Consider the following 26,750-nt stretch of genomic DNA (forward strand, 5'->3'; position numbering starts at 1 on the left):
TTCTTAAAGCAACCTTTCTCAGTATGTCCACCTCATTTCAAGTTATGAGGTTTATTGTATACTAAAATTTATATTTGGGACATAATCACATGTGTTATATTAAGACATTATCATATATCAATCAGAATAAATATTCATAAATTTCCTTTTTATTGACTTAGCAGGTAAATGATGATATTATATCATAAAAAGAGAATTAGTACCTTTAACATTAGTCCAGAGAGACTGATAAGGTCGTAGAGATAGACTTAAATTCCACATTTATAAGTTTATAATTAATATAGAGATTTTTGCGACCTTTTATAGAAATATAAAAGGTCTTTTTTATTAATTAGAATAAACTTTAAATGAAAAATTGTACTAGTTCTCCTTAAAAAGGAGGAAAACTATGAGTAAAAAACAACACGTGGACAAAGATTATTCGCTTGAATCAGTGGCAGAAAAGGATAAACGAGGATTTGTTTCAATGTTCGTAGTTATGCTAGGATTTACATTTTTCTCAGCTAGTATGCTTACTGGAGGAACATTAGGAGCAGCACTGTCCATAAAGGAATTTGCTTTAGCAGTGTTTTTAGGAAATTTAATATTAGCAGTTTATACAGGGGCACTTGCATATATAGGAGCAGATACAGGGCTTTCGATGCATTTATTAGCAAGATATTCTTTTGGAGAAAAAGGGGCATACTTACCATCTTTCTTAACGAGTTTTACTCAAATAGGATGGTTTGGAGTTGGAGTTGCTATGTTTGCAATACCAGTAAGCAAAATAACAGGAATAAATATATATTTATTAGTAGCTGTATCAGGATTATTAATGACATCAACAGCGTATTTTGGAATGAAGTCTTTAACTATATTAAGTGCAGTAGCAGTACCAGCTATAACAATATTAGGATGTACATCGGTGTTTAAAGCAATAAATTCAGTAGGTGGTATATCACAGATATTAAATATACCATCAAGTGGAAAAATGGGATTAGTTACAGCATTGACTCTATGTGTTGGATCTTTTATAAGTGGAGGAAGTACAACGCCAGATTTTGTAAGATTTGCGAAGAATAAAAAAATTGCTGTAATAACAACAGTAGTAGCATTCTTTATAGGTAACTCTCTAATGTTTTTATTTGGGGCTGTAGGGGCGATGGCTACGGGACATTCAGATATATCAGATGTTATGATATCTCAAGGATTGATAATACCAGCAATATTAGTTTTAGGATTAAATATATGGACAACTAATGATAATGCTATATACACATCTGGACTTGGAATCTCAAATATAACAAAGATTCCTAAAAGCAAGGTAGTAATATTTAATGGGATATTAGGGACTTTAGGGGCTTTATGGCTATACAATAATTTTGTAAGCTTTTTAAGCTTATTAGGCTCAATGATTCCAGCAGTTGGAGGAGTAATTATAGCTGATTATTTCTTTGTAAGAAAAAGAGAATATGAAAATTTTAAAGAAGCAAATTTTAAAGTGATAAATTATAAGGCCATAGTAGCTTGTATACTAGGAATAATAGCAGGAAAATATTTAACTGTAGGAGTTCCATCATTGAACTCATTAATAGTAACAGGGGTTACACATACTATATTAGCAAAAGTTATTAAAGAAAAAATAGAAGAAAATACAGAATGTGGTGAAAAATTAGCTTAATATTAAGGTGATTTTAAAAAAAGGATTGGTGTATAAATTTAAGGCTATGTTTTAAGAGAATGCTGTTTTAAAATTTAAAATTAGCAATTTCTTATAACATAGCTAATTTTAAAAATAATTTCAAATTTAGTTATAATTTAAGTAAAGTTAATGGGGGTTGAGTATATATGTTAATAAAAAATATAAAGCTTAAAGATGAAAGTGATTTAGTTAATATAAGGATTGAAAAAGGCATATTTAAAGAAATAAAAAGCGATTTAAAGCCATATGAAAATGAGGAAGTTATAGATGGAAATGGTGCTTTAGCTCTTCCACCTTTCATAGAGCCACATGTTCATTTAGATACAACTCTTACAGCTGGGGAACCGAGTTGGAATGAGAGTGGAACTTTATTTGAGGGAATACAAAGATGGTCTGAAAGAAAGGCTTTGTTGACAAAGGAAGATGTAAAAGCAAGAGCTAAAAAAGCATTAAGTTGGCAAATAGCTAATGGTGTACAACATGTTAGAACTCATATTGACACCACAGATGAATCATTGTTAGCGTTAATAGCTATGTTAGAAGTTAAAGAGGAAATGAAAGATTATGTAGATTTACAAATAGTAGCTTTCCCTCAGGAAGGAATTTTATCTTATCCAAGAGGTTTAGAACTTTTAGAAGAGGCCTTGAAACTAGGGGCTGATGTAGTTGGAGCTATACCACATTTTGAGTTTACAAGGGAATATGGGGTAGAATCAATTAATAAAATTTTTGAATTTGCGCAAAAGTATAATGCACTAATAGATGTTCATTGTGATGAAATTGACGATGAACAATCAAGATTTTTAGAAACTGTAGCTACTAGAGCATTAGAAACGGGGATGAAAAACAAAGTTACAGCTAGCCATACTACAGCAATGCATTCTTACAATAATGCTTATACATATAAATTATTTAGACTTCTAAAAATGTCTGATATAAACTTTGTGGCAAATCCTCTTGTGAATACACATTTACAAGGAAGATTCGATACATATCCAAAGCGTAGAGGAGTTACTAGAGTAAAAGAATTAAAAGATGCTGATATTAATGTTTGTTTTGGACATGATGATATTTTTGATCCATGGTATCCACTTGGAACTGGTAACATGCTTCAAGTGTTACATTTTGGACTACATGTGTGTCAAGTTATGGGATATAACGAGATAAATGAATCTATTAAATTTATAACAACTAATTCAGCAAAAACTTTAAATATAGAAAGTAAGTATGGAATAGAAGTAGGTAAGCCAGGTAATCTTATACTTCTACCTGCTGAAAATGGATATGATGCTATAAGGCGTCAAGTTCCTGTCTGTTACTCTATAAGAGAGGGAAGGATAATAAGCAGTACGAAACCATCATTAACCAAAGTATATTTGGAAGAAGAAATTGACATAAATTTTTCAAAAAAATAAAAATGCAAAGTATGGTAAGAGGATATCTCAAAATGAATTTTAGACACAATATATTGAAGTTTTAATTTAAAATTAATTCATGTGTTGTGTAATCTTTATGTTTAGAGATATCCTCTTATTTACACTTAATAAATAATTTTTAACAAAAAAATTTATTAAATAGTATTTTATTAAAATAATCTTTCGATATATATAAGGAGGAAAAATGAAGTATATTACTGCTAAAACAATAGTTTCCCAATATGTTAAAGAAAATTCATGGTTTGGAATCAACTATAATATGTAAATTAATAAATGAATCAATTTATAGGCAATCAAATGGTAAAATAAGTAAAATTAAATTTGACATATAAATTAATTATTTAAATTATCAAAAAAATTGACAAAATATACATAATATAATATATTATAAGAGAAAAAAATAGAATTTTATGGGGGTAAAACATGAAAAAGGTAAAAAAAAGTTTAGTAGTATTAATGTGTTTATTATTTATTCCAGTGATGTTACTTGGATGTAGTAATAAACCAAAAGTAAGTGCTGAGGAGACAGCAAAAATCTTATTTAATTTTTATATTAAAGGTGACGAAAGTGGTCTATCAAAGATTTCAATGCCTGAAGATAAGGTAAAAGAACTTTCAGAGTTTCACAAAAAAACAATTAAGAATGGAATAAAAAACGAATTTTTAAAAGAAGGTTTAACGCTTAAAGATGATCAATTAGAGCAAATATATAATGCACGTATAGATGCTCTAAAAAAGGTAACAGTTACTACAGAAAAAATCTCAGAAGATGATAAAGAGGCAGAAGTTAAGATAAAATCAACATATTTTAATGAAGGAAAGCTAAATGAAGATGCAGCAAAGGCTGCAATCGAAGAAGTTAAAAAATTAAAGCTTACAAATCAAAAAGAAGCTTTAGATAAGTTATTAGATGCATATGTTAAAAAAGCAAAAGAAGCATATAAAAATGTGAAACCATCAACTGATACGAAAGAGAAAACTTTCAAATTTAATATAGTAGAAAAAGTTTGGATGCCAAAAGATATGAATAAATTCGCTACTGAGATAGGTTCTTTAAATTTATCAAAATAAAAATTAATTAGATTAAACAATAAGGTTACTCTATAATTTATAAATACAATAAATTAGGGGGTAACCTTATTATTCATTTTTAGTCACAGATTTTCTTATAACAAATTTAATGGCTATGCATTGTTTGGAAATAATGGATAGTATAACTCCAAAAAACACAGTATGTTTATTGTGCTTAAGTTTGATTGTGATATTAATAGTAATTATTAGTAGAAGATGGATAAAAGAAAAAGAGTTAGATATAATTAGTTAAGTATAAAGCTTTTATATAGATAGATGGTGAAAGGATAAAGTTCAAAAAATGAGGATAAATAAACTTTTAAGTAATTTAGGAATTTGTTCGAGAAGAGAAACTAATAGAATTATTGAACAAAATAGAATAATGGTAAATGGAGAGCTTTGCAAGCCAGGTCAGTGGGTAGAGATGGAAGATAATATTCTTATTGACAATAATCCTATTTCAGTTAAAGAAAAAGTTTATATTGCTTTAAATAAGCCTGTAGGTATTACTTGTACAGCGGCCAAGGAAGTAGAGAGTAATATAATTAAATTTATGAATTATCCAGAATATATTTTCCCTGTAGGGAGACTAGACAAGCCATCTCAAGGCCTAATATTAATGACAAATGATGGAGAATTAGCAAATAAAATTTTAGAATCAGAAAATAAACACGAAAAAGAATATATAGTAACAGTTGATAAACCTTTTGATGAGTTTTTTATCATAGGAATGTCTAAAGGGGTAGAAATCTGTGGAACAAAAACAAAACCTTGTGAAGTTATAAGGGTTAGTGAAAATACTTTTCGTATTATATTGACACAAGGACTTAATAGGCAAATTCGTAAGATGAGTAAAGTTTTTGGATATAAAGTTGTACGTTTAGAACGTATTAGAATTATGAATATAAAAATTGATGGTATAGATACTGGAAAATGGCGCAATCTTACGGAAAGAGAAATATTAGAATTAAGAAAAAGTTAATGAGATATATAAATTAATTAACAAAATTTTAAAAAAAATTGACAAATTATTCATGACATATTATACTATAAAAGGACAAATTAGAATTTAATGGGGGTATAACATGAAAAAGGTAAAAAAAAGTCTAGTAGTATTAATATGTTTGTTATTTATTCCAGTAATATTAATTGGATGCAGTAATAAACCAAAAGTAAGCGCTGATGAAACAGCGAAAATCTTATTTAATTTTTATGTTAAAGGAGATAAAAACGATCTATCAAAAATTTCAATGCCTAAAGATAAAATAGAGGAACTTTCAAAATTTCAAAAAGATACAATTATTAAAGAAATAAGAAATGGTTTTTTAAAAGAAGGTTTAACACTTAAAAATGATCAGTTAGAACAAATATATAAGGCGCGTTTAGAAGCTTTGAAAAAAGTAACAGCTACCACAGAAAAAATTTCAGAAAATGATAAAGAAGCAGAAGTTAAAGTAAAAGCAACATATTTTGATGAAGGTAAAGTAAGTGAAAAAGCAATGACTGATGCAGTTAAGGAAGTTGAAAAATTAAAGCTTACAAATAGACAAGAGATTGTATCTAAATTATTAGATGTTTATGTTAAGAATTTAAAAGTGGAATATCAAAATGTAAAACCATCAACTGATGTGAAAGAAGGAACTTATAAATTTATTATAAAAGAAAAAGTTTGGGTACCACAAGACATAAAGAAATTTGCTTCAGATATAGGTTCTTTTAATGCAGGAAAATAAAGATTAACTTTAACATATTTAGGTTTTGGATAAAATTAAAATAATATGTTTTAGAATGTGGTTAAATGTGTTTAAAAACACATTTAACCACATTCTTGTTTTTTAAAAGATTAATTTCTAAAAAAATCTGTGTAGAATATAATTTTTAGTAAATACTATATCGTGATAATTATATTTTACATAAAAGGAGAGGTTTTATGTCTAGTAAAACAGGTATAGTAAAATGGTTTAATCAAGAAAAAGGTTTTGGATTTATATCATGTAATGATGGAAATGATATTTTTGTACACCATTCACAAGTTAAAGAAAAAGGTACAGATAAAGATTTACATGAAGGTGAAGATGTAACTTTTGATATTGGAGAAGGTCAGAAAGGACCTATGGCTATAAATGTCCAGAAGTTATAATTAATTTAAATTATAAACTACAAAGCTCATGCTAAGCATGAGTTTTTATTAATTGGGGGAATTGTGTAATTTCCTCAATTAAGCTAAAAATATATGATTAATTGTTATATACTTATATTAGCTGATTTTTAATAATACTATGACACTAGATGATGTTTTTTAAGCTTCATGTGGAGTGGAGTAAAAATGCTAAAGAAGATTAGGGTAATCTTTATGACTCATGTAGATTTAAATTTTTAGTGGAAAAAATCAAGATATTTGTTTAAATTAAAGGGGGGAACTGTAGTGAGGGATATGTAATCTCTCATTAATTAGATGATAAATTTAAAAGAGTTGGAAAAAGTTATTTTAAGCCCATCTTCTGATTTAATGAGGGGGCTTGGAAAAGATGTATTCAAAAAAAATTTAGTTACTAATATTAGAGGTAAAAAAATAGATAATATGTACCATATTTATGGAAATGTATTAAATGAACTTAAAGCAAGAGAATTTAGCACTCATATAAAGATAGATTTAATAAATAAGAATGTTACTTTTGTAAAATGTAGTTGTGATCAATTTGAAGAGTTCTCTAAGAATAAAAAATTATTCATGTGTGAGCATTTAACAGCTACTGCATATAAATTTTTAAGTGTATATTATAAGAAAAAGGAAAAGAAAGACAGGTTATCTGAAGAAGTATATACTGTTAAGAACTATGGACAAAAGGGTGTCTATAAGAAGAACAATAATATTAATAAGGGTAATAGAGATATTAACACAAATATTAATGCCAATATAAATGATGATACTAATAAATCTCAGATTATTAATAGAAATAATGGTAAATTAAATAACAACAATAAGTTAGAGAGTATAGATAAAAAAGATAATATCCATGAAAAACTTGAAGTGAGCATTGATGTGAGATTGACTTATAAATCATGGAAAATCCCCAGTGACTATGAAGCAGAATTTTTTATAGAATTTGGTCGTAAGTATCTAATTAATGATTTTAAAAAATTCATTTCAGATTTAGACGCTAGGGAAAATATATTCTTTAGTAATAAATTTATATATAGTCCTACAAAATATAGAATTTCTAGCAAGGATACAAAAATTATAGGGTTTATTAAAGATTATATTTATAAAAATAAAGGGGAATTTTTTGAAAAGAGAAAATTAATAATTGAGGAAAGTAAATTAAGGGGATTTTTAGAAGTTATAGGGGAAAGAAAAATTCAGTTTAAATATAATGGGGTAGAGTATAAACCAATTATTAACAGAAAAAATTTACCTGTTAGTTTTACATTAAAAGATAGGGATGAGCATCTTGTATTGACTACGCACAAAAAGCTTCCTGTTCCTCTGAATAAAAATAAAGATGTTTATCTTTGGGATAGGAATATTTATTTGCCATCAAAAAATCAAACTGATAAATATAACTCTTTATATGATAGTTTTAAAATTAAAGGTGAGATTTTATATAAGAAAACTTTAGACAATTATAATAAAATTCTATCTCGCATAAGTGATATTTCAAACAATATTAATCTTTCAGAAGGCGTAAAAAGGTTTTTGGTTGATTGTTTTAAGTTGGAATTCTTAATTTATAAAGAGAAAGAAATTTATTGTATTCCAATAGGAATTTATTTTGATAAAAAGATTGATATGTTAAAGGATAAATTAGACGAAAAGCTAATTATAAGGGATTTAGATAGGGAAGAAAAAGTTCTTATGCAACTTGAACAATATAAGTTTAAAAAAGATAAAGATAAACTTATATTTATAGGAGGTGATGAGGAACTTTTTCATATTTTAAATAACAAAGGATATGGCATACATTCTTTAGGAAACGTTATTTTGGGAAAAGGATTTGAAGATATAAAAGTGTATAATTCAGATTTTATTGAGATGAATTTATACGAAGAAGAGGGTTATTTTAAGTTTAGCTATAACATCGGGAATGTTGAAAGAAGAGAATTTAGGAATATTCTCAAAAGTTATAAGGAAAATGATAGATTTTATAAAACAAAAGATAATAAATTTATAGACTTTGAAGAGGAGGGGATAATAAAATTTTTTAATTTAATTGAAATACTAAATCTTGATGAAAATATAGATGATGATTCTATAACTATAGAAAAGGGCAAAATTTTATATATAGAAGATTATGTTGAAAATAGTTGCATTAAATTTAAAGATGGCTTAAATTTATTAAAAGATATAAAGAATCAGTTATATATTATAGAAAATAAACCAGCACAAATACCAGAGGATTTAAATGCTACTCTAAGAGAATATCAAGTAAGTGGATTTAAATGGTTTAAAAATTTAAGTGAGTTGCAATTTGGGGGGATTTTATCTGATGAAATGGGACTTGGAAAAACAGTCCAAACAATAGCTTTTCTTTTATCAGAGAAAAACAAAAACTCTTTAATAGTTGCCCCAACTTCGCTAATATATAATTGGAAAGAGGAAATAGAGAGATTTGCACCTACTTTAAAAATTGGAATTGTTCATGGAAGAGGTAATAAAAAAGTAATAGAAAATTTTAAGGAATATGATGTGATTTTAACTACCTATGGAACTTTAAAAAATAACATTGAAGATTATAATGATATGGAATTTGACTATTTTATTATAGATGAAGCACAAAATATAAAAAATCCTTTATCACAAAATACAAAATCAGTTAAGAAAATTAAAGCAAAAGTAAAGTTTGCTTTAACAGGAACACCTATTGAAAATAATTTAACAGAACTTTGGTCAATATTTGACTTTATAATGCCAGGGTATTTATATTCTAAGGAAATTTTTAATGAGAAATTTGTTTTGAAAAGTGAAGCTAATTTGGAAAGCCTCAAGTTGTTAATTAAACCTTTTATTTTGAGGAGAACTAAGAAAGAAGTTATAAAGGACTTACCTGACAAAATAGAAAAGAAAATTTTGGTCGATATGACACCAACCCAAAAAGCAATATATGCTTCTTACATAAGGGATATAAGGTCAAAGATAAAAAGTAATGCTCAAGATAAAATAGAAATTTTGTCTTATTTAATGAAATTAAGGCAGATTTGTCTAGATCCTTCTTTAATATTTAAGCAATACAAGAAACAAAGTGGAAAGCTTAAGATTGCTATGAAATTAGTAGAAAAGCAAATAAAGGATAATGGGAAAGTATTATTATTTTCTCAATTTACTTCTGTTTTAAAGAAAATAGGTAAGTCTTTAGAGGAAAAAGGAATTGAATATTTGTATTTAGATGGTTCCACTCATTCTAAAGAAAGGATTAGACTAGTAAATGAATTTAATAATAGTGACGAAATAAGAGTGTTTTTGATTTCATTAAAAGCAGGAGGAACAGGGCTCAATTTAACATCAGCAAATTTAGTTATCCATTTTGATCCTTGGTGGAATCCAGCAGTAGAAAATCAGGCTACAGATAGAGCACATAGAATCGGTCAGAGAAATATAGTTGAAGTAATTAAATTGGTTTCTAGAGGAACAATAGAGGAGAAAATTATTTCCATGCAAGAAGACAAAAAAGAGTTAATTGATAGTGTCCTTACAGGGGAACTTAAAAATAGCAACAATTTAACAGAGTTATTAAAAGATCCTTCATTTTTATTTTAAAGATGAAGGATTTTTATATCAGCTTAAGGTACTTGTATTCCACGAAAACTGAGTTGTTTGCTAAAATAAAGAATAATCTATTATAGTGATATAGGAATTTGGATTTCAGTAATGAATTCTTCTTCTAAACTAGTTTCGTGAACATCTATTTTATATATTTCTATAGGGTTTGATATAATTTTATATTTATTTTTATTTATAAAGAAAAATAAGCTAGAAAGATATTGTTTGTTGTAAGAATAATTTCCTTTATAGGAGATGCTTGCATAATAACCTTTTTGTAATAATAAATCGTAATTAGTTTTATTATCTTCAAGTAAGCAAAATACAGATTGATACTCATTGTAGATTCCATTTTTCAAGCTATTTAAATTATATATAGCTCCTACTTTAGTATTACCTAAAAGATAGAAGTTATCTTTATGTTTTTTTTGGAGTTTTTTCATCATATAATCTATTTCTTCATCACTAGATATTTGGGCGTTTAATTTTAATGCCTTTCTTTCTTTAATATAGTTTACTTTTATAGTACTGAGTTCTGTTAAATTTTCAGCATAATTAATATTTTCTAGTCTTTTTAAGACATTTTGCTTTAAATGTGTTAGTTCCTCTAATTTTCTATCTATAAGAGAAACCTCTTCTTTTAACATACCTTGAGTAGTTTTTACAGTCCTATTGTTTATATATTCTTTTATTTTTTTTATAGAGAAATTAAAAGTTCTTAGTTCTTTAATTAAGTTTAATTTCCAAATATCATTCATTGTATAAAGCCTATATCCATTTAAATCTCGAATAGGAGTTAGAACACCAAGCTTTTCATAATACATCAAAGAGTCACGAGATATACCATATATTTTTGAGATCTCCCCTATTTTATAGTAATCTTTCATAAAACCCTCCCAAGTTAACTGGTTAAAAATAATTTGTAATTGACCTTAGTATTATACCAAGGTTTATACTTTTAATAAAGGGGTGATAGGCGTGAATTGTGAAACGCAAAATAATAATAGCATGAGAAAAAAATTCATAAGATATGTATTGCCATCTGTTATATCTATGTGGGTATATTCCTTATATACAATGGTAGATGGAATATTTGTTAGTTGGGGAGTTGGAACTATCGCAATAGCTTCAGTAAATATTTCAATGCCTTTTATTAACTTTATATTTGCTATATCCGTATTTTTTGCTACAGGAGCATCTACTCTTGTTGCAATAGCTATGGGAAAAAAAGATTTAAAAAAAGCCAATGAAATATTTACTATGAACTTTATTGTCATGGTAGCTTTGTCCATAATAATAGCTATAATAACTCTATTAAATTTAGAGAAAATAGCTACTTTTTTAGGTGCTAGTGAATTAACGATAAACTATGTAAAAAAATATTTAAGAATAATAATTATATTTAATGGATTTTTCATAGTATCATATTGCTTAGAAGTATTTACTAAAACTGATGGATTTCCTTATTTAGCTATAGTTGGTGTAGTGGCATCGGCAATAGTAAATATAGTTTTAGATTATTTTTTTGTAATGAAATTTCATTGGGGAATAAAAGGTGCAGCTTATGCTACAGGTATTTCTCAGTTTGTAGCAACATTAATTTATATAATTCACTTTAGTATGAAAAAATCAAGATTAAAATTTGTAAAATGTAAGGTTGACTTTTCTGTCATTAGAGAAGTACTATATATAGGATTACCAGATAGTTTAACTGAATTTTCTACGGGAGTTGTTATATATATTTTTAATCAAACTATATTGGAAAGTATTGGAGATAATGGAGTTGTAACTTACAGTATAATTTCTTATATAAATTTGTTAGTTTTAATGACTATGATAGGTATAACTCAAGGAATGCAACCTTTATGTAGTTTTTATTATGGTAAGGAAGATGAAAGAGCTGTTAACATCTTATTTAATATGAGTACCAAATCTATAACTATAATATCTTTAATAATATTTGCTATAATAAATATTTTTACTCCTAATATAGTTAAAATATTTATGGATAAAGCTTCTAATGAAGAATTATTTAATTATTCTATTAAAGCTATAAGAATATTCTCACTTTCTTTTATTATAGTGGGATATAATATTTTAATTTCTGGTTTTTTTGCATCTATAGCAAAACCTAAATATGCAACTATTATATCTTTAGCTAGAGGTTTAGTGATTATAACAATAACTTTGTTTATAATGACAAATGCTTTTGGAGAAACTGGTATATGGTTGTCTACAGCTATTTCAGAATTAGTAACAGTTATAATATCAGTGTGGATTTTGAAAAACAAACAAGATTCTTGTTTTCAGATGGAACTTTCCACTTCATCTAAGGTTTAGAAAATTTTATTTAGAGTTGTAACCTCACCTTAATAAGGTGAGGTTTTGAATTTTTAGAAAAACAATGTCATTTACTTTGAATTAAAATTGTGTAATAATAGAAAGTTGTAAAATGATATTTAAATTTATTATATAAAAGTATATTAACTAATTTAACTTTCCAACTAATGAATAATTATCCAAATAAGAGGAGCTTAAAGGAAGGCTATTTTGTGATGGAAAAGTTTAAAAATTTAATATATTAGCTGTAAAACATAGAAAAATGATTTTGGATAGTGAGGAGTAAAAAAATGAAAATAGGATTTGACCCTAAGAAGTATTTAGAAGAACAATCAAAGTATATTTTAGAAAGAGTTAATAATTATGACAAGTTATACTTAGAGTTTGGAGGGAAATTATTATTTGACCTTCATGCGAAAAGAGTTTTACCTGGATTTGATGAAAATGCAAAGATTAAGCTACTACATAAATTAAAAGAAAAAGTTGAGGTTGTAATTTGTGTATATGCTGGGGATATTGAAAGAAATAAGATAAGAGGAGATTTTGGCATTACTTATGATATGGATGTTTTAAGATTAATTGATGATTTAAGAGAATATGAACTTGATGTAAATAGTGTTGTAATAACTAGATACAATGGACAACCAGCAACAACTGTTTTTATAAATAAGCTTGAACGTAGAGGTATAAAAGTATATAAACATAGTTCAACGAAAGGATATCCTACAGATGTAGACACAATTGTAAGTGATGAAGGATACGGAAAAAATCCATACATAGAGACAACAAAACCTATTGTTGTTGTAACAGCACCAGGACCAGGAAGTGGTAAATTAGCAACTTGTCTTAGTCAACTTTATCATGAATATAAAAGAGGTAGAGTTGCAGGTTATTCAAAATTTGAAACATTTCCAGTATGGAATGTTCCATTAAAACATCCTTTAAATATAGCTTATGAAGCAGCAACAGCAGACCTTAAAGATGTAAATATGATAGATTCGTTCCATTTTGATGCCTACAATAAAATATCTGTAAACTATAATCGTGACATTGAGACTTTTCCTGTACTTAAAAGAATTATAGAAAAGATAACAGGTGAAGAAGCTGTATATAAATCTCCAACAGATATGGGAGTTAATAGAGTAGGTTTTGGTATTATAAATGATGATGTTATTAAAGAAGCATCTAAGCAAGAGGTAATTAGAAGATATTTTAAAACAAGTTGTGAATATAAAAAAGGTTATGTTGATAAAGAAACTTTCCATAGAGTAAAACTTATTATGGAAGAACTTAACTTAAAGCAAGAGGATAGAAAAGTTGTTATGCCTGCAAGAGAAAGATCAGCTAAATTAAAGGAAATGCGTGATAAAAATGAAATTTGTCCAGCTGTGGCAATAGAACTTGAAGATGGTACAATACTTACTGGTAAGAGTTCAGATTTAATGGATGCAACAGCTGCTGTAATGTTAAATGCTGTTAAGTACCTTGCAAATATATCTGATGATATTCATCTTATTTCTCCAGTTATACTTGAACCAATTATAAATTTAAAGTCAAAAACATTAAGAAGTAAAAGTACGGCTTTAAGTTGTGAAGAAGTGTTAATAGCACTTAGCATTTGTGCCGCTACAAATCCAACAGCACAAGTAGCTCTTGAAAAGTTAACAATGTTAAATGGATGCCAAGCTCATTCTACTACGATTTTAAGTAGAAATGATGAACAGACATTTGGAAAACTTGGAATAGATATAACATGTGATCCTGAATATCCTTCAGAAAGTCTTTATTATAATAATTAATTACTAACTATGTACTTATAGGGTAGTATTAGATTAGAAAATTAATTATTTTATTAACCAACTGTTACTATAATTGTGGCAGTTGGTTTTAATTTAGGTTCTATTTTGAGTGGTTTAATTTATTGTGATAAATGATTAAAAAATTTGAATATACTGAAATAAATTTTTAGGGAAATTTGTTATAAAAAATACAAAGTGTGGTATAAAGACTAGAGGCATTATATCGATAATAAAAAGACAAGCTTGTTACTATTATTTTCTATAATGAGATAATAGCTTGAATTATTAAATGTATTTTAAAACTAATTGCTCGAGTAAAATGTAATTGTTATATTTGTAGGAAATTAAATACAACAATTAGGAAAAAAATATAAAAATATATATTATTTGTAATATTGGGAGGAGTAGTATGAAGTTAAAGAAATTAGTGGCAGCATCATGTATAGCAACTATGGTGTTTGCTCTTAGTGGTTGTAATAAAGCATTAGATTTGAGCCTTAACCTTAAAAAAGGTGATAAATACAATATACATGTAGTAAATGATCAGAAAACTTCAGTAACAGCTGAGAATCAAGAAATTAAGTCATCTCAGGTTATGGATATGAATTTTTCTATTGACGTAAAAGATGTTGATAAAGACAAGAACACAACAGTTGATTATAAATACGATTCTATAAAAATGTCTGCAGAATCTAATGGTCAAAAGATGGAATATGATTCTAAGAAAAATGATAGTAATAATCCTCTAGGTGCTATATATGGAGGCATTATAGGAAAAGGATTTACTGTTAAATTAGATAAAAAAGGACAAGTATTAGATATAAAAGGAATGAATGAGTTATTAGACTCATTAGTTGAAAAAATCCCAGCAAGTGATCAAGAAAAGAAAGCAGTTAAAGATGCTTTAAAAGAAAATTTCGGTGATGAAGCTATAAAATCAATGGTTAAACAGACAATGAATTATTATCCACAAAAAAGCATCAAGACTGGGGATACATGGGAAAATAAATATGACATAAAAGCTATTTTCCCAATGAGTGTTAGTAATAAATGGAAACTTATAGGTGAAAAAGATGGAGCGCTAAATGTAGAGGTGCAATCAACTATAGCTGCTGATACTAAAAATAAGCCAATAGATTTTATGGGATTAAAGGCAAACATGAAGTTAGATGGTGATTGTAAAGGAACTATAGATATTAGTAAAGATAATGGACTTATTCAAAAAGGAAGTATGACTCAAAATATGAATGGAAATATGGAAATATTAGCAAGTAACGTAACTCCTAAAAATGTTAAAATGCCAATGAAAATAACATCAAAAATAACTTATGAAACTACAAAAAAATAATTAAATTTTATAAGACCTTACTAAATTTTTAGTAAGGTCTTATGCTGTTGATAAGTATGATTTATCAACAGCATTTTAATTTTTTGTATTAGGATGTTGTTTAAGGTGTTAATTAAATATTTAGATGTTTGGTGTATTCTTCGAATAAAGATTATCTTATTTAATAATTCTGTATTTGTATAAAAAAACTTACTTAACTAAAAATAATCTTACATAGTGATAAGATTATTTACTTAATTAGATAATTTTATTATTAGTAAAGTAGTTGTTGTTGTAATAGACATATGTAAGATTAACTAAAAAATATAAGGAGATGTTAAGGTATATGAATAAAAATAATAATGATAATGATAACGATAAATGCACTACTAAAAATAATGATGATGATAATTTTAATAATAAAAAAGTTAATATTGTAATGTTTAGTGGTGAGTATGACAAAGCGTTAGCGGCCCTAATAATGGCAAACTCTGCGAAAGAATTGGGAGCAGATGTAACAATGTTTTTTGCATTTTGGGGACTGTTTTTATTAAGAGATCCTAATAAACTTTCATCGGAGGACAAAACTGTATATGAGGAGATGTTTTCTAAGATAACGCCTAAAGGGCCAGAAGAATTACCTTTATCTAAAATGAACTTTATTGGTTTAGGAAAGGAAATGCTTTTAGAAATGATGAAGGATGATGAAGCTCCCCTTTTGATAGATTTTTTAAATGGTGCGAGGAAAAAAGGTGTGAAATTTTATGGATGTAAGTTATCTATAGATATAATGGGGTTTAAAAAAGAAGAACTAATACCAGAATTACAAATTGTAGATGCAAAAGAATATTTAAAGGATGCTATGAAATCAGATATGCAATTATTTATATGAAAGAGAAAATATTAAATAAATTTAATGAAAAACAAGGAAAATGCCTGAATATGCAGTAAAACCAAGGAATATTCATTTTTGAATTAGTATTCTTATGCAAACTTAAAAACAGCTATTTTACATGAGTTAAACACTAGATACAGCATTTGAATTAAATGATTTATATTGGTATAATTTACACATATTTGATAAGACCTATTATTAGATGCCAATTCATCTATAATAGGGTTTTTCATTATATAACAATATAAGAAATTATAAAAAATTAAGTAATTGGAAGAACTTAATTTTTTGTAATTTCTTTATTTTGTATTTAGAAAAAAGTATGAAATTTTGTTTGTATTTTATGGAGGATTATACCAATGAATAATAATAAGGTGGAATTACGTCAAGAAGTTTTTAAAACGGATGCTTGGAAAATTGTTGATTGGCTAGAAGATGAGAAAGTCACAGAATATTTAAATGAAAGACAAAATGTTGGTAAAAGTATAAAGCAAATAATATATAGAATTAATATGCCTATTCTAACCCATCTATTTAATCAAGATGGGAGCTTTTTTATGGTAACAACAACTAAAAAAGAATCAATAGGGTTTTTACGTCTTATTCCTAAACAGCAAGAATCGGCTGAGATGGTGGTAGCTATTGGAGATAGAGAAAAATGGGGAATGGGATTAGGACCTAATGCAATTGTAGAGGGATTAAAACATGCATTTTTTGAATGGAGAGTGGATGAAGTAATTGCAAAAATTAATTTCAAAAATGAACGTTCTAAAAAAGCATTTAAAAAGGTAGGATTTAAGGAAGATAAGGAATTATCTAATGAAATCCAATATTCTATATCTATAAAAGAGTTTTTAGAAAAGGTAGCTTGATTATATATAATAAGTAAAAGCATAAAGGCTTAGTTTATTAAATAAGTCTTTATGCTTATTTTATTTAGGATAAAAATTCTGTTTTTATATGAAATATTTATCAAATTTGAGTGATTAAAATTTTATTGAAAATTATATTTTAGAAATCTTTAGCTAAAACTTTTTCTAAGATTGTTAATGCTTCATCTATTTCTTTAAAGGAAACATTAAGAGGAGGAAGAAGACGAATAACATTTTCACCTGCACTTACTACTAAAAGACCCTCTTCAAAACATTTATTCATAAAATGTTTTGTATCAGTATCTATAGAAAAACCAATAAGTAGCCCCATTCCTCGTATATCTTTTATTAATGAATGTTTTTCTTTTAATTTTTTTAATTTATTTATTAAATAGTTACTTTTTTTATGGATGGAGGCTATTATTCCACCATCAATTAATTCAGTTAATACTGTGTAAGCTACAGCACAAGAAAGTGGATTTCCTCCAAAGGTAGTGCCATGATCGCCTGGTACAAAAATAGAAGCTTTTTTATTGGTAATTACAGCACCAATAGGGAAGCCGCCACCTAAGCCCTTTGCCATACAAACAACATCTGGAACTACATTAAACTGTTCATAAGCAAATAAACTTCCAAGTCTGCCTATTCCACATTGTACTTCATCAAAAATAAGTAAAGCATTGAATTTATCACAAAGTGTCCTAATTTCTTTTAAATAATCTATCTTAGCAGGTATTATGCCACCTTCACCTTGTATAGGTTCTAATATTACACCACACACTTCTTTGTCAAAAATTTCCTTTATAGAAGTTATGTCATTAAAATTTACATTTATCACTCTATTCATTAATGGAGTAAAATTTTCTTGGTATTTTTTTTGCCCTGTAACAGCAAGAGCTCCTAGAGTTCTTCCATGAAAAGAGTTATTCATATATATAATTTTATTTTTATTGGAAGTGCCATGCATTTTCCCATATTTTCTAGCAAGTTTTAAAGCGGCTTCAACAGCTTCAGTACCAGTACTACAGAAAAAAGCTTTTTCATGATGACTATTTTTACAAAGTTTTGTTGCTAAATTAATAGAGGGTGTATTCCAATAGTAATTCGATATGTGTATAAGCTTGGAACTTTGATTTTTTATAGTTTCAATTATAGCTGGATTACTATGACCAAGACAATTTGTAGCAATTCCAGATACAAAATCAATATATTCTTTTCCATCTGTACTATATACTTTTGTGCCAATACCTCTTTCGAAACAAACATCAAATCTATTATATGTTTTCATTATATTATTTTTACACATGTATTAACATCATCCTTTGCCATTATTTTAGTTCCTTGACTACATAATATATTTCCTATTAAGCTATCATCTTTTCCCCCATCAATTAAGTGAATGGATTTAGTTCCATTTTCTAAAGCTTTAATACAAGACTCCATTTTAGGAATCATACCATCTTTTATAATTCCACAATTTATATAATATTTGATTTCATTTATTGTTATGGAGTTTATTAATGATGATTTATCGTTAATATTTTTATATATACCTTCTACATCTGATATAAAAATAAGCTTTTCAGCTTTTAAAGATGAACTTATAAAAGAGGCAGCATAATCAGCGTTTATATTATACTTATTACCATTCTTATCATATCCAATAGGTGATATTACTGGTACATAACCTTTTATAAGAAGATTTGATAGTAGATCAGTATTTATTGACTCTATTTCCCCTACATAGCCAATATCAATTTGTTTATTATCTACATTTAAGTATTTTTTCTTAGCTACTATAAGATTATTGTCACTTCCACTAAGACCTATAGCTTTTATGCCCTTATTGTTAAGAAAAGCTGAAATGTTTTTATTGAGTTTACCAGAGAGAACCATTTCCGTTATTTCCATAGAGTTTTTATCAGTTATTCTAAGCCCATTGACAAATTTGCTTTCTATACCTATTTTTTTTAGCCATTTAGATATTTCAGGTCCTCCACCATGTACTATTACAAGATTAATTCCTAATAGATGCATTTTTAATATATTTTCAAAAAATATTTTTTGAGCATTTGGATTTTTCATTATGCTCCCGCCAAATTTAATTACAAAAATTTTTCCTTTGAAATTTTTTAGTGATATATTATTTCTCATTTTATAGCACCACCTATTTACCAATATATGAATTATGAATAATTATACATGTATATTTATAAAAATTCAAGGCCGGATATTAAAAATATGGATTTATATACTAGTTACAGTATAAAAATAAAAAATAATATTTAAAAGTATTGAATAATAATTAATTGATGTGTATAATTATGAATAATGTTCATAGAAGATAAGGGGGAGTAATACATGAGACAAGTAGGGGTTATAGGAGCAAGTGGTTATGTAGGACAACAACTTATTTGGTTTTTAAATAATAGCAAATACGTTAATGTTAGATTCATGGCAACTTATAATTATGCAAATCAAGGGTTTTCGGAAATATATAATAGTTATTATGGATTTATAGAAGAAAAATGCATAAGCATACAAGATGCGGAAGACAGGTTAGAAGAAATAGAGGTTGTTTTTTTAGCACTACCTCATGGTAAGTCTTTTCACATAGTACAAAAGGCTTTGGAAAAAGGAGTTAAAGTAATAGATTTAGGTGCAGATTTTAGATTTGATTCTTATGAAACATATGAAAAATGGTATGGAGTAAAACATGAAGCTTATAATTTGTTAGAAGATGCTGTATATGGACTTTCAGAAATAAATAGAGAGAAAATTAAAAAAGCAAACCTTGTAGGAAATCCAGGATGTTACACAACAGCTAGTATATTAGCACTGTATCCTATATTAAAATCAGGAATTATAGATTCTAAATCTATAATAATAGATGGAAAATCAGGAGTATCGGGAGCAGGAAAAGCAATGAATATTAGTTCTTTATTTGTAGAATGCAATGAATCTATAAAAGCTTATGGAGTTGCATCTCATAGACATACTCCAGAAATAGAACAAGAATTATCAAAAGCTTCTGGAAAAGATGTAAATCTTGTATTTACACCTCATTTAATACCAATGAATAGAGGGATAATGTGTACTTGTTATGGGAAACTTAAAGGAAATGCTTCACAAGAAAAATTATATCAAATTTATAATGATTTATATGGGAAAGAAAAATTTATAAGAGTTATTGAAAAAATACCAGAAACAAAAAATGTTAGAGGAAGTAATTTGTGTGATATAGCTATAAGAGTGGATAAAAGAACCAATACAGTTATCGTAATATCTGTTATAGATAATTTAATAAAAGGGGCAGCAGGGCAGGCGATTCAAAATATGAATTTAATGCTTGGCCTAAGAGAAGAAGAAGGTATAGAGATATTACCAGTTCAGATTTAAATAAGAATAATTATTAGTAAGTATTAATTTGAAATAGATAATATAATAAAGAAGGGGATATTATGAAAATAATAAATAATAAATTTATGCAAGGGGTAAAAAAATTTAAGGGGGCTGGAATTTCAGCAGGGCTTAAAAAGAGTGGAAAGAAAGATTTGGCAATTATATATAGTGAAGAAAAAGCGGTGGTAGCAGGAACTTTTACTACTAATAGGGTAAAGGCAGCCTGTATACTTTTAGATATAGAGAATATGAAAAATGAAAATAGTCAGGCTATTATAATAAATAGTGGACACGCTAATGCATGTACTGGGGAACAAGGTTTAAAAGATGCTAAGAGTATAAATGAATCTGTTGCGAAAGAATTAAAATTAAGTTCTAAAGAAGTACTTCAGGCTTCCACAGGAGTAATAGGGGTAGCTATCCCTATGGATAAGATGAAAAATGGTATAAAGAAAATTTGCTCTGTAATTTCAGAAGAAGGTGGATCAGATGTTTCACAAGCTATAATGACAACAGATACTAAAACTAAAGAGGTAACAGTAGAGATTAATATTGACAATAAAAATGTACGTATAAGTGGAGTGGCAAAGGGGTCAGGGATGATAAAGCCTAATATGGCTACTATGCTTAGTTTTATAGTAACAGATGCTAATATAAGCAAAAAAATGTTGCAAAAGGTAGTTAAAAGCAGTGTAGAAAATTCTTATAATATGATTTCTGTAGATGGTGATACAAGTACTAATGATATGTCAATAACAATGGCAAATGGTGCAGCAGGAAATAAACTAATAGATAGTGAAAATGAAGAATTTAAAATATTTAAGGAAGCTTTAGATTATGTAAATGTAGAACTTGCAAAGAAAATAGCACGAGATGGAGAAGGAGCAACCAAGCTAATAGAAGTAGAAGTTGCTAATGCTAAAGATAAAGAAACCGCTAGAAAGTGTGCTATGTCAGTAGTATCATCTAATCTTGTTAAAGCTGCACTTTTTGGTTCAGATCCTAACTGGGGTAGAATAATATGTGCTATTGGATATTCACAAGGAGATTTTGATATAAATAAAGTGGATTTGAATTTTAAAAGCTCGTTAGGTGAAGTAAGTGTTTTTAAAAAAGGTAAAAATATTAATTTTGATGAGAAGATAGCCAGTAAAATTATTAACAATGAAAATGTAGTATTGTGTATAAATCTAAATGATGGACATTTTAAAGCTACAGCTTGGGGATGTGATCTTACTTATAAATATGTAGAAATAAATGGAGAATATAGAACATGAGTAAATAAATTATTGTATGGAAGTTTAACTTAAAAGTGGTTTCATATTAGTTTAATATAATAATCAAGGGATAACTATAAGTAAATTTTATTGAAGTTATCCTTTTTTTGTGCGTCCAGTAGAGATAACAACTTTATGGCTAATTAAATTCGTATTCTACTTGATTAAAATCTCTTAACATAAATAATGAGATAGAAACAAATACTACTAATATGATTGTTAATAGTATTTGTTTCTACCTTATTAAAATATTAGTCATAATTATTTATTTAAATATAGTGTTAAAAATACTAAATGAAATTTTAAAAGAAAATAAAATATAATATTTTTAAAAATAAACTTAAAAAGGGTAATAAGCTTTTAAGTTTACTATATTTTAAAGGCTTATTAATTAAAATAGGAGGAGATCTTAGTGAACGAAGCCTTAGTAGTGGCTGTCAGAGCTATAATAAGTTTTTTTACATTGTTGATATTTACTAGAATAATGGGTAAACAGCAGATAGGACAAATTACTTTTTTTGATTACGTATTAGGAATAACTATAGGTTCTTTGGCGGCACCACTTACTAGTGACCTGAATAGTGCTGCATGGCCTCATTGGATAGGTTTATTAGTATGGATTGTTTTAGGAATGTTAATGCAGGTGATTTCAATTAAGTCAAAGGACATATCTCAATATATAAATGATAAACCAATAATTACTGTATATGATGGAAAGGTAGTTGGTAATAATTTAAAAAAATCTAAATTTACTTTTGATGAATTGTTACAACAACTTAGACTTAAAGAAATTTTTGACATAAATGAAGTGAAATTAGCTGTCATTGAAACTAATGGCCAACTTTCTGTATTTAAAAAAGATCAATTTGAAAACTTAATAAGTAGTATGAATATTCCTTCAAGCGACAATTCTAATAATGAAGTAATATTTAATGGTATAGTAATTGATTCAAACTTATCTAAGTTTAATCTTACTGAGGATTGGCTTTTGAATGAGATAAAAAAACTGGGAGTTGATAATCCTGTAGAAATTTTTTATGCTTTTTTAGATAAAAACAAAAAATTGCGAATAAATACTTATAAAAATCAAATTGTTAGTTCAAAAGATATATTTAAATGAGAATAACGTTTTTTAACATAATAAAATTTAAAATATATATTTAGTTTGAAAAAATTAATAAGGAAATTACTTAAAGAAAATATTTAAAAGGAAAGGTGATTTCTAATGAACAAAGGAAAGGCTTATATAATACCAATAATCACAATAATTATATTTATAGGAGTAATGACTTCTGGAGGATTTTTGAAAAAATCTTTTAATGATAAGGATAATGTAATTAACTATATAGATATAATAAAACAGGACATAACAAATGAAAATTGGAATCAAGCTGGAAAAGATTTAGAATATCTTAAAAATGCATGGAATATAGTCGGGAAAAGAGTCCAATTTAGTGTTGAAAGAAATGAAATGATTATGATTAATACTAATATAGCTAGGTTAGAGGGAGCCATATGGGCTAAAGACAAGTCGGAAGGACTTATAGAAATAAGTGAAATCATTGAACATTGGAGAGATTTAGAGAAATAATATCACAAACTTGTTTTAATTTATGACAAGAGTAGGTATAAACTGATGATAGCATTTAAAATTCTAGTTTTATAAAAGTTTATCTACATTATGCTTTAAATTGTTGAGTTCATTACAAATAAGGAAAAAATTTTGTAATTATATGAACTCAACAATTTATTAAAGTTTAGTTTAAAATAGAGCTTATTTACAGAGCATAGCCTTTTCTTGATTTCTAAAAACTGTTACAAATTTAATGGAATATATGTCACACATTAATGTATTGTTGGTTCCTGCTTCCTCTATAACAACATAGCTGATACCAACTTCTTTCAAGATTCCCTCTCTATCAATCCACATATTTGTTCCAATAAGAAATTCAATTTTAACATATTTTCCTATTTGACTAGTTAGCCATCCTTGGGTATAGCTCATATCTTTTTGTATTGGAGGAGTAGGTTGAAAATTTAAATTAGTTTGACCAGTAGTAGTAGGAAATTGTTCTTGTCTTGCATTATTATCTAGATCATAAGGTGGCTGAGACATCATAGGACATGGATAATGCATAGGCATTGCATCCCAATGAGGAATTTCATCATAATCATTTAACATTCTACTAAACAAAAAAATAGCCTCCTTTTAATTATATTACATTAATTATGTTTTTTATTAATCCTTATAAATTTATACTAAATTAAATTAAATAATATTCCTTATTATATAAAAGTAATAGCATATTTAATAATATAAAATTATATATCTATGGATTGATAAACTAAGTTTGGGCATAAAGTTCAGTAGGATTATAGAAACAATGTTGAGCAATCCTAGTTTGAAATCTGCCTGAGCCATTGTATGGAAAAAGATAAGGACAAGACGGTTTAAACGGATTAAAATACCACAATGCATTTCCGGTGTTATATAACCTATTGCCAGATAAAGCCCAATCAGCTATTTGATAATGTATTTCTTCTGGTGGACTAGCCCAAATGGTTTGTGGATTAGGTATTCCTCTTAAGACAGAAGTTGCACAATCGAATTGCCCCGGTTGAAATACAACTTTTCTTAAATCCCCTTGACCTGTTCTAAGGTATTCACCGTAAGCCACATTAACTCTATTCATAACTACTGAAGCTACACCCTTCATACCATTTTCACCTTCGCCACCAGCTTCACATTTTATGATTCTGGCTAACAATTCTCTAGCGCTATAAGCCACAGCATTCATCTCCTTAAGTTACTTACAAGATTAGTATATTTAATATGCAAATAAAAAGTTCTTAAAAATTATCTATATTTAAAAAATCATTATTAGATATAGTTTCAAAAATAATTTAAAGAAAATAAAAGATTTTTAAATTTAGTAACATCTGTTACATATTAAAGTGGACTTACTTAGTATAATTTAAACTGTAAAAAGGAACAAGAAATCAATAATACTTAAAAATATAAATAATAAAAAGTCAATAGGAGGAATTAAGAATGAGTATGTTTTGTTATCAATGTCAAGAAGCAGCAGGATGCAAAGGCTGTACAGTAAGAGGGGTTTGTGGTAAAACTGAAGACTTAGCAAAAGCGCAAGACTTATTAATATATGTATTAAAGGGAATAGCAGTTTATAGTGTAAAAGGAAGAGAAGTTGGTGTAATAAACAAAGAAGTAGATAAATTTATAATGGAAGGATTATTTGCTACCATAACTAATGCTAACTTTGATAGAAATGTTTTTATTGAAAGAATTAAAAAGGGTTTAAGATTAAGGGAAGAGTTAAAAAGACAAGTTATTAAAGCTGGTGGAATTTTAGGAGAATCTAATTCAAATGAAAATTGGTTAAATAAAATGCTTTCTTTTGTAGGATTAAAGAAAGAAGAAGAGTCTAAGCTTCCAGATGCAGCTACTTGGTTTGCAGATAATGTTGAAGAATTTAATACAAAAGCAGATACTGTTGGGGTATTAGCAACACAAAATGAGGATGTAAGATCTCTAAGAGAACTTATAACTTATGGACTAAAAGGATTAGCGGCTTATGTTAAGCATGCTGTTCATTTAGGATATGATAGTGATGAAATACATGGATTTATGCATAAAGCATTAGCAGCTACTTTAGATGATACTCTAACTTTAAATGATTTAGTAGCGCTAACTTTAGAAACTGGTAAATATGGTGTAGATGGTATGGCTTTATTAGATAAGGCTAATACTGAAAGCTATGGAAACCCAGAAATAACAAAGGTTAATATAGGAGTTAGAAATAATCCTGGAATATTAATAAGTGGACATGATTTAAAAGATTTAGAACAATTATTAGAGCAAACAGAAGGCACAGGAGTAGATGTCTATACACATAGTGAAATGCTTCCAGCACATTACTATCCAGCTTTCAAAAAATATTCAAACTTTGCAGGAAATTATGGAAATGCATGGTGGAAGCAAACAGAAGAATTTGAAAAATTTAATGGACCAATATTAATGACAACAAACTGTTTAGTGCCACCAAAGGCTTCATATAAAGATAGAGTCTACACAACAGGTGTAGTTGGATTTGAAGGGGTAACACACATAGAAGCTAATGAAAAAGGCAAAAAAGATTTCTCAAAAATAATAGAACATGCTAAAAGATGTAAAGCTCCTATTGAAATAGAAAAAGGAGAAATTATAGGTGGATTTGCACATAATCAAGTATTTGCATTAGCTGATAAGGTTGTAGAAGCTGTAAAAACTGGTGCAATAAGAAGATTCTTTGTTATGGCAGGATGTGATGGAAGAGCTAAAAGCAGAAACTACTACACAGAGTTTGCTGAAAGGCTTCCAAAAGATACAGTGATTTTAACTGCTGGATGTGCTAAGTATAAATATAATAAATTAAACTTAGGTGATATTGGAGGAATTCCGAGAGTATTAGATGCAGGTCAATGTAATGATTCATATTCATTAGCTCTTATTGCATTAAAATTAAAAGAGGTATTTGAATTAGAAGATGTAAATGAGCTTCCTATATCATATAATATAGCTTGGTATGAGCAAAAAGCTGTAATAGTATTACTTGCGTTATTACATTTAGGAGTTAAAAATATTCATTTAGGACCAACTCTACCAGCATTTTTATCACCAAATGTAGCAAAAGTTTTAGTTGATAACTTTGGAATAGGTGGAATAACTAATGTAGATGATGATATAAAAATGTTTTTAGGATAATAGCATAGGTTAAAAAATACTAATAAAACTAAAGTATTCCCTTGATAAGAATATTTTGAATTTAGCTTGAAATCTACCCTATGGAATAGATGATAAGAAAAGTCTATTCATAGGGTATTTTTGTTGT

General features: G+C 27.4%; 22 protein-coding genes. 17 read left to right on the forward strand and 5 right to left on the reverse strand.

Features of this window, described 5'->3' with window-relative positions; genetic code table 11:
• The first annotated feature begins 388 nt into the window (after positions 1 to 388).
• The 7 genes from codB to OW729_RS16840 all read left to right on the forward strand — a co-directional run bounded on the left by codB (position 389) and on the right by OW729_RS16840 (position 9,943).
• Positions 389 to 1,660 (forward strand): cytosine permease, encoded by a 1,272-nt coding sequence (gene codB, locus OW729_RS16810; RefSeq protein WP_268062717.1) that lies wholly within the window; start codon positions 389 to 391, stop codon positions 1,658 to 1,660.
• A 167-nt stretch (positions 1,661 to 1,827) separates the two neighbouring features.
• Positions 1,828 to 3,096 (forward strand): cytosine deaminase, encoded by a 1,269-nt coding sequence (locus tag OW729_RS16815; RefSeq protein WP_268062718.1) that lies wholly within the window; start codon positions 1,828 to 1,830, stop codon positions 3,094 to 3,096.
• Between the two features lie 444 nt (positions 3,097 to 3,540).
• Positions 3,541 to 4,188: a DUF5105 domain-containing protein gene (locus tag OW729_RS16820; RefSeq protein ID WP_268062719.1), complete on the forward strand. Its 648-nt coding sequence runs from the start codon at positions 3,541 to 3,543 to the stop codon at positions 4,186 to 4,188.
• Between the two features lie 301 nt (positions 4,189 to 4,489).
• On the forward strand, positions 4,490 to 5,170 hold the full coding sequence (locus OW729_RS16825) for a pseudouridine synthase (protein WP_268062720.1): 681 nt from the start codon (positions 4,490 to 4,492) through the stop codon (positions 5,168 to 5,170).
• A gap of 103 nt (positions 5,171 to 5,273) precedes the next feature.
• The gene (locus tag OW729_RS16830; RefSeq protein ID WP_268062721.1) at positions 5,274 to 5,921 is read left to right on the forward strand and encodes a DUF5105 domain-containing protein; all 648 of its coding nucleotides are present in this window, start codon (positions 5,274 to 5,276) and stop codon (positions 5,919 to 5,921) included.
• A gap of 197 nt (positions 5,922 to 6,118) precedes the next feature.
• Positions 6,119 to 6,328, forward strand: a complete 210-nt coding sequence (locus OW729_RS16835; RefSeq protein ID WP_268062722.1) for a cold-shock protein — start codon at positions 6,119 to 6,121, stop codon at positions 6,326 to 6,328.
• A gap of 333 nt (positions 6,329 to 6,661) precedes the next feature.
• Positions 6,662 to 9,943: a DEAD/DEAH box helicase gene (locus tag OW729_RS16840; RefSeq protein ID WP_268062723.1), complete on the forward strand. Its 3,282-nt coding sequence runs from the start codon at positions 6,662 to 6,664 to the stop codon at positions 9,941 to 9,943.
• Positions 9,944 to 10,023: 80 nt separating this feature from the next.
• On the opposite strand, the gene OW729_RS16845 is transcribed toward OW729_RS16840, so the two are convergent.
• A complete protein-coding gene (locus OW729_RS16845; RefSeq protein WP_268062724.1) occupies positions 10,024 to 10,833 on the reverse strand; it encodes a MerR family transcriptional regulator in 810 nt (269 codons plus the stop codon).
• Positions 10,834 to 10,924: 91 nt separating this feature from the next.
• Between OW729_RS16845 and OW729_RS16850 the strand changes: the two genes are divergently transcribed.
• The 5 genes from OW729_RS16850 (at position 10,925) to OW729_RS16870 (ending at position 17,179) form a co-directional block, all read left to right on the forward strand.
• Positions 10,925 to 12,286 carry an MATE family efflux transporter gene (locus OW729_RS16850; protein WP_268062725.1) on the forward strand — a complete coding sequence of 454 codons (1,362 nt, stop codon included), beginning with the start codon at positions 10,925 to 10,927 and terminating at the stop codon, positions 12,284 to 12,286.
• Positions 12,287 to 12,576: 290 nt separating this feature from the next.
• Positions 12,577 to 14,085, forward strand: coding sequence for a DUF1846 domain-containing protein (locus OW729_RS16855; protein ID WP_268062726.1), 1,509 nt, complete (start codon positions 12,577 to 12,579; stop codon positions 14,083 to 14,085).
• A 409-nt stretch (positions 14,086 to 14,494) separates the two neighbouring features.
• On the forward strand, positions 14,495 to 15,433 hold the full coding sequence (locus tag OW729_RS16860; RefSeq protein WP_268062727.1) for a DUF6263 family protein: 939 nt from the start codon (positions 14,495 to 14,497) through the stop codon (positions 15,431 to 15,433).
• Positions 15,434 to 15,758: 325 nt separating this feature from the next.
• The gene (locus tag OW729_RS16865; RefSeq protein WP_268062728.1) at positions 15,759 to 16,304 is read left to right on the forward strand and encodes a DsrE/DsrF/DrsH-like family protein; all 546 of its coding nucleotides are present in this window, start codon (positions 15,759 to 15,761) and stop codon (positions 16,302 to 16,304) included.
• 362 nt (positions 16,305 to 16,666) lie between these two features.
• Positions 16,667 to 17,179 (forward strand): GNAT family N-acetyltransferase, encoded by a 513-nt coding sequence (locus tag OW729_RS16870; protein ID WP_268062729.1) that lies wholly within the window; start codon positions 16,667 to 16,669, stop codon positions 17,177 to 17,179.
• A gap of 139 nt (positions 17,180 to 17,318) precedes the next feature.
• Here the strand turns inward: OW729_RS16870 and OW729_RS16875 are convergent, their stop codons facing one another.
• Together OW729_RS16875 and argB are read right to left on the reverse strand one after the other, a co-directional pair.
• Positions 17,319 to 18,485: an aspartate aminotransferase family protein gene (locus tag OW729_RS16875; protein ID WP_268062730.1), complete on the reverse strand. Its 1,167-nt coding sequence runs from the start codon at positions 18,483 to 18,485 to the stop codon at positions 17,319 to 17,321.
• Entirely contained in the window at positions 18,467 to 19,333 is an 867-nt protein-coding gene (gene argB, locus OW729_RS16880) for an acetylglutamate kinase (RefSeq protein ID WP_268062731.1), read from the reverse strand. Before argB ends, OW729_RS16875 begins: the two co-directional genes overlap by 19 nt.
• Before the next feature lie 207 nt (positions 19,334 to 19,540).
• Between argB and argC the strand changes: the two genes are divergently transcribed.
• The 4 genes from argC to OW729_RS16900 all read left to right on the forward strand — a co-directional run bounded on the left by argC (position 19,541) and on the right by OW729_RS16900 (position 23,449).
• Positions 19,541 to 20,578, forward strand: coding sequence for an N-acetyl-gamma-glutamyl-phosphate reductase (gene argC / locus OW729_RS16885; protein ID WP_268062732.1), 1,038 nt, complete (start codon positions 19,541 to 19,543; stop codon positions 20,576 to 20,578).
• Positions 20,579 to 20,640: 62 nt separating this feature from the next.
• Entirely contained in the window at positions 20,641 to 21,858 is a 1,218-nt protein-coding gene (gene argJ, locus OW729_RS16890; RefSeq protein WP_268062733.1) for a bifunctional glutamate N-acetyltransferase/amino-acid acetyltransferase ArgJ, read from the forward strand.
• A 412-nt stretch (positions 21,859 to 22,270) separates the two neighbouring features.
• Complete coding sequence (locus OW729_RS16895; protein ID WP_268062734.1) at positions 22,271 to 22,978, forward strand: DUF421 domain-containing protein; 708 nt, start codon at positions 22,271 to 22,273, stop codon at positions 22,976 to 22,978.
• Positions 22,979 to 23,083: 105 nt separating this feature from the next.
• Positions 23,084 to 23,449, forward strand: coding sequence for a DUF4363 family protein (locus tag OW729_RS16900; RefSeq protein WP_268062735.1), 366 nt, complete (start codon positions 23,084 to 23,086; stop codon positions 23,447 to 23,449).
• Positions 23,450 to 23,632: 183 nt separating this feature from the next.
• On the opposite strand, the gene OW729_RS16905 is transcribed toward OW729_RS16900, so the two are convergent.
• Positions 23,633 to 24,052, reverse strand: a complete 420-nt coding sequence (locus tag OW729_RS16905; protein ID WP_268062736.1) for a hypothetical protein — start codon at positions 24,050 to 24,052, stop codon at positions 23,633 to 23,635.
• Between the two features lie 151 nt (positions 24,053 to 24,203).
• A complete protein-coding gene (locus OW729_RS16910) occupies positions 24,204 to 24,647 on the reverse strand; it encodes a cell wall hydrolase (RefSeq protein ID WP_268062737.1) in 444 nt (147 codons plus the stop codon).
• 263 nt (positions 24,648 to 24,910) lie between these two features.
• Between OW729_RS16910 and hcp the strand changes: the two genes are divergently transcribed.
• Entirely contained in the window at positions 24,911 to 26,623 is a 1,713-nt protein-coding gene (gene hcp / locus OW729_RS16915; protein WP_268062738.1) for a hydroxylamine reductase, read from the forward strand.
• Positions 26,624 to 26,750: the final 127 nt, after the last annotated feature.

Source organism: Clostridium brassicae (assembly GCF_026738875.1).
Taxonomy (GTDB): Bacteria; Bacillota; Clostridia; order Clostridiales; family Clostridiaceae; genus Clostridium_H; species Clostridium_H brassicae.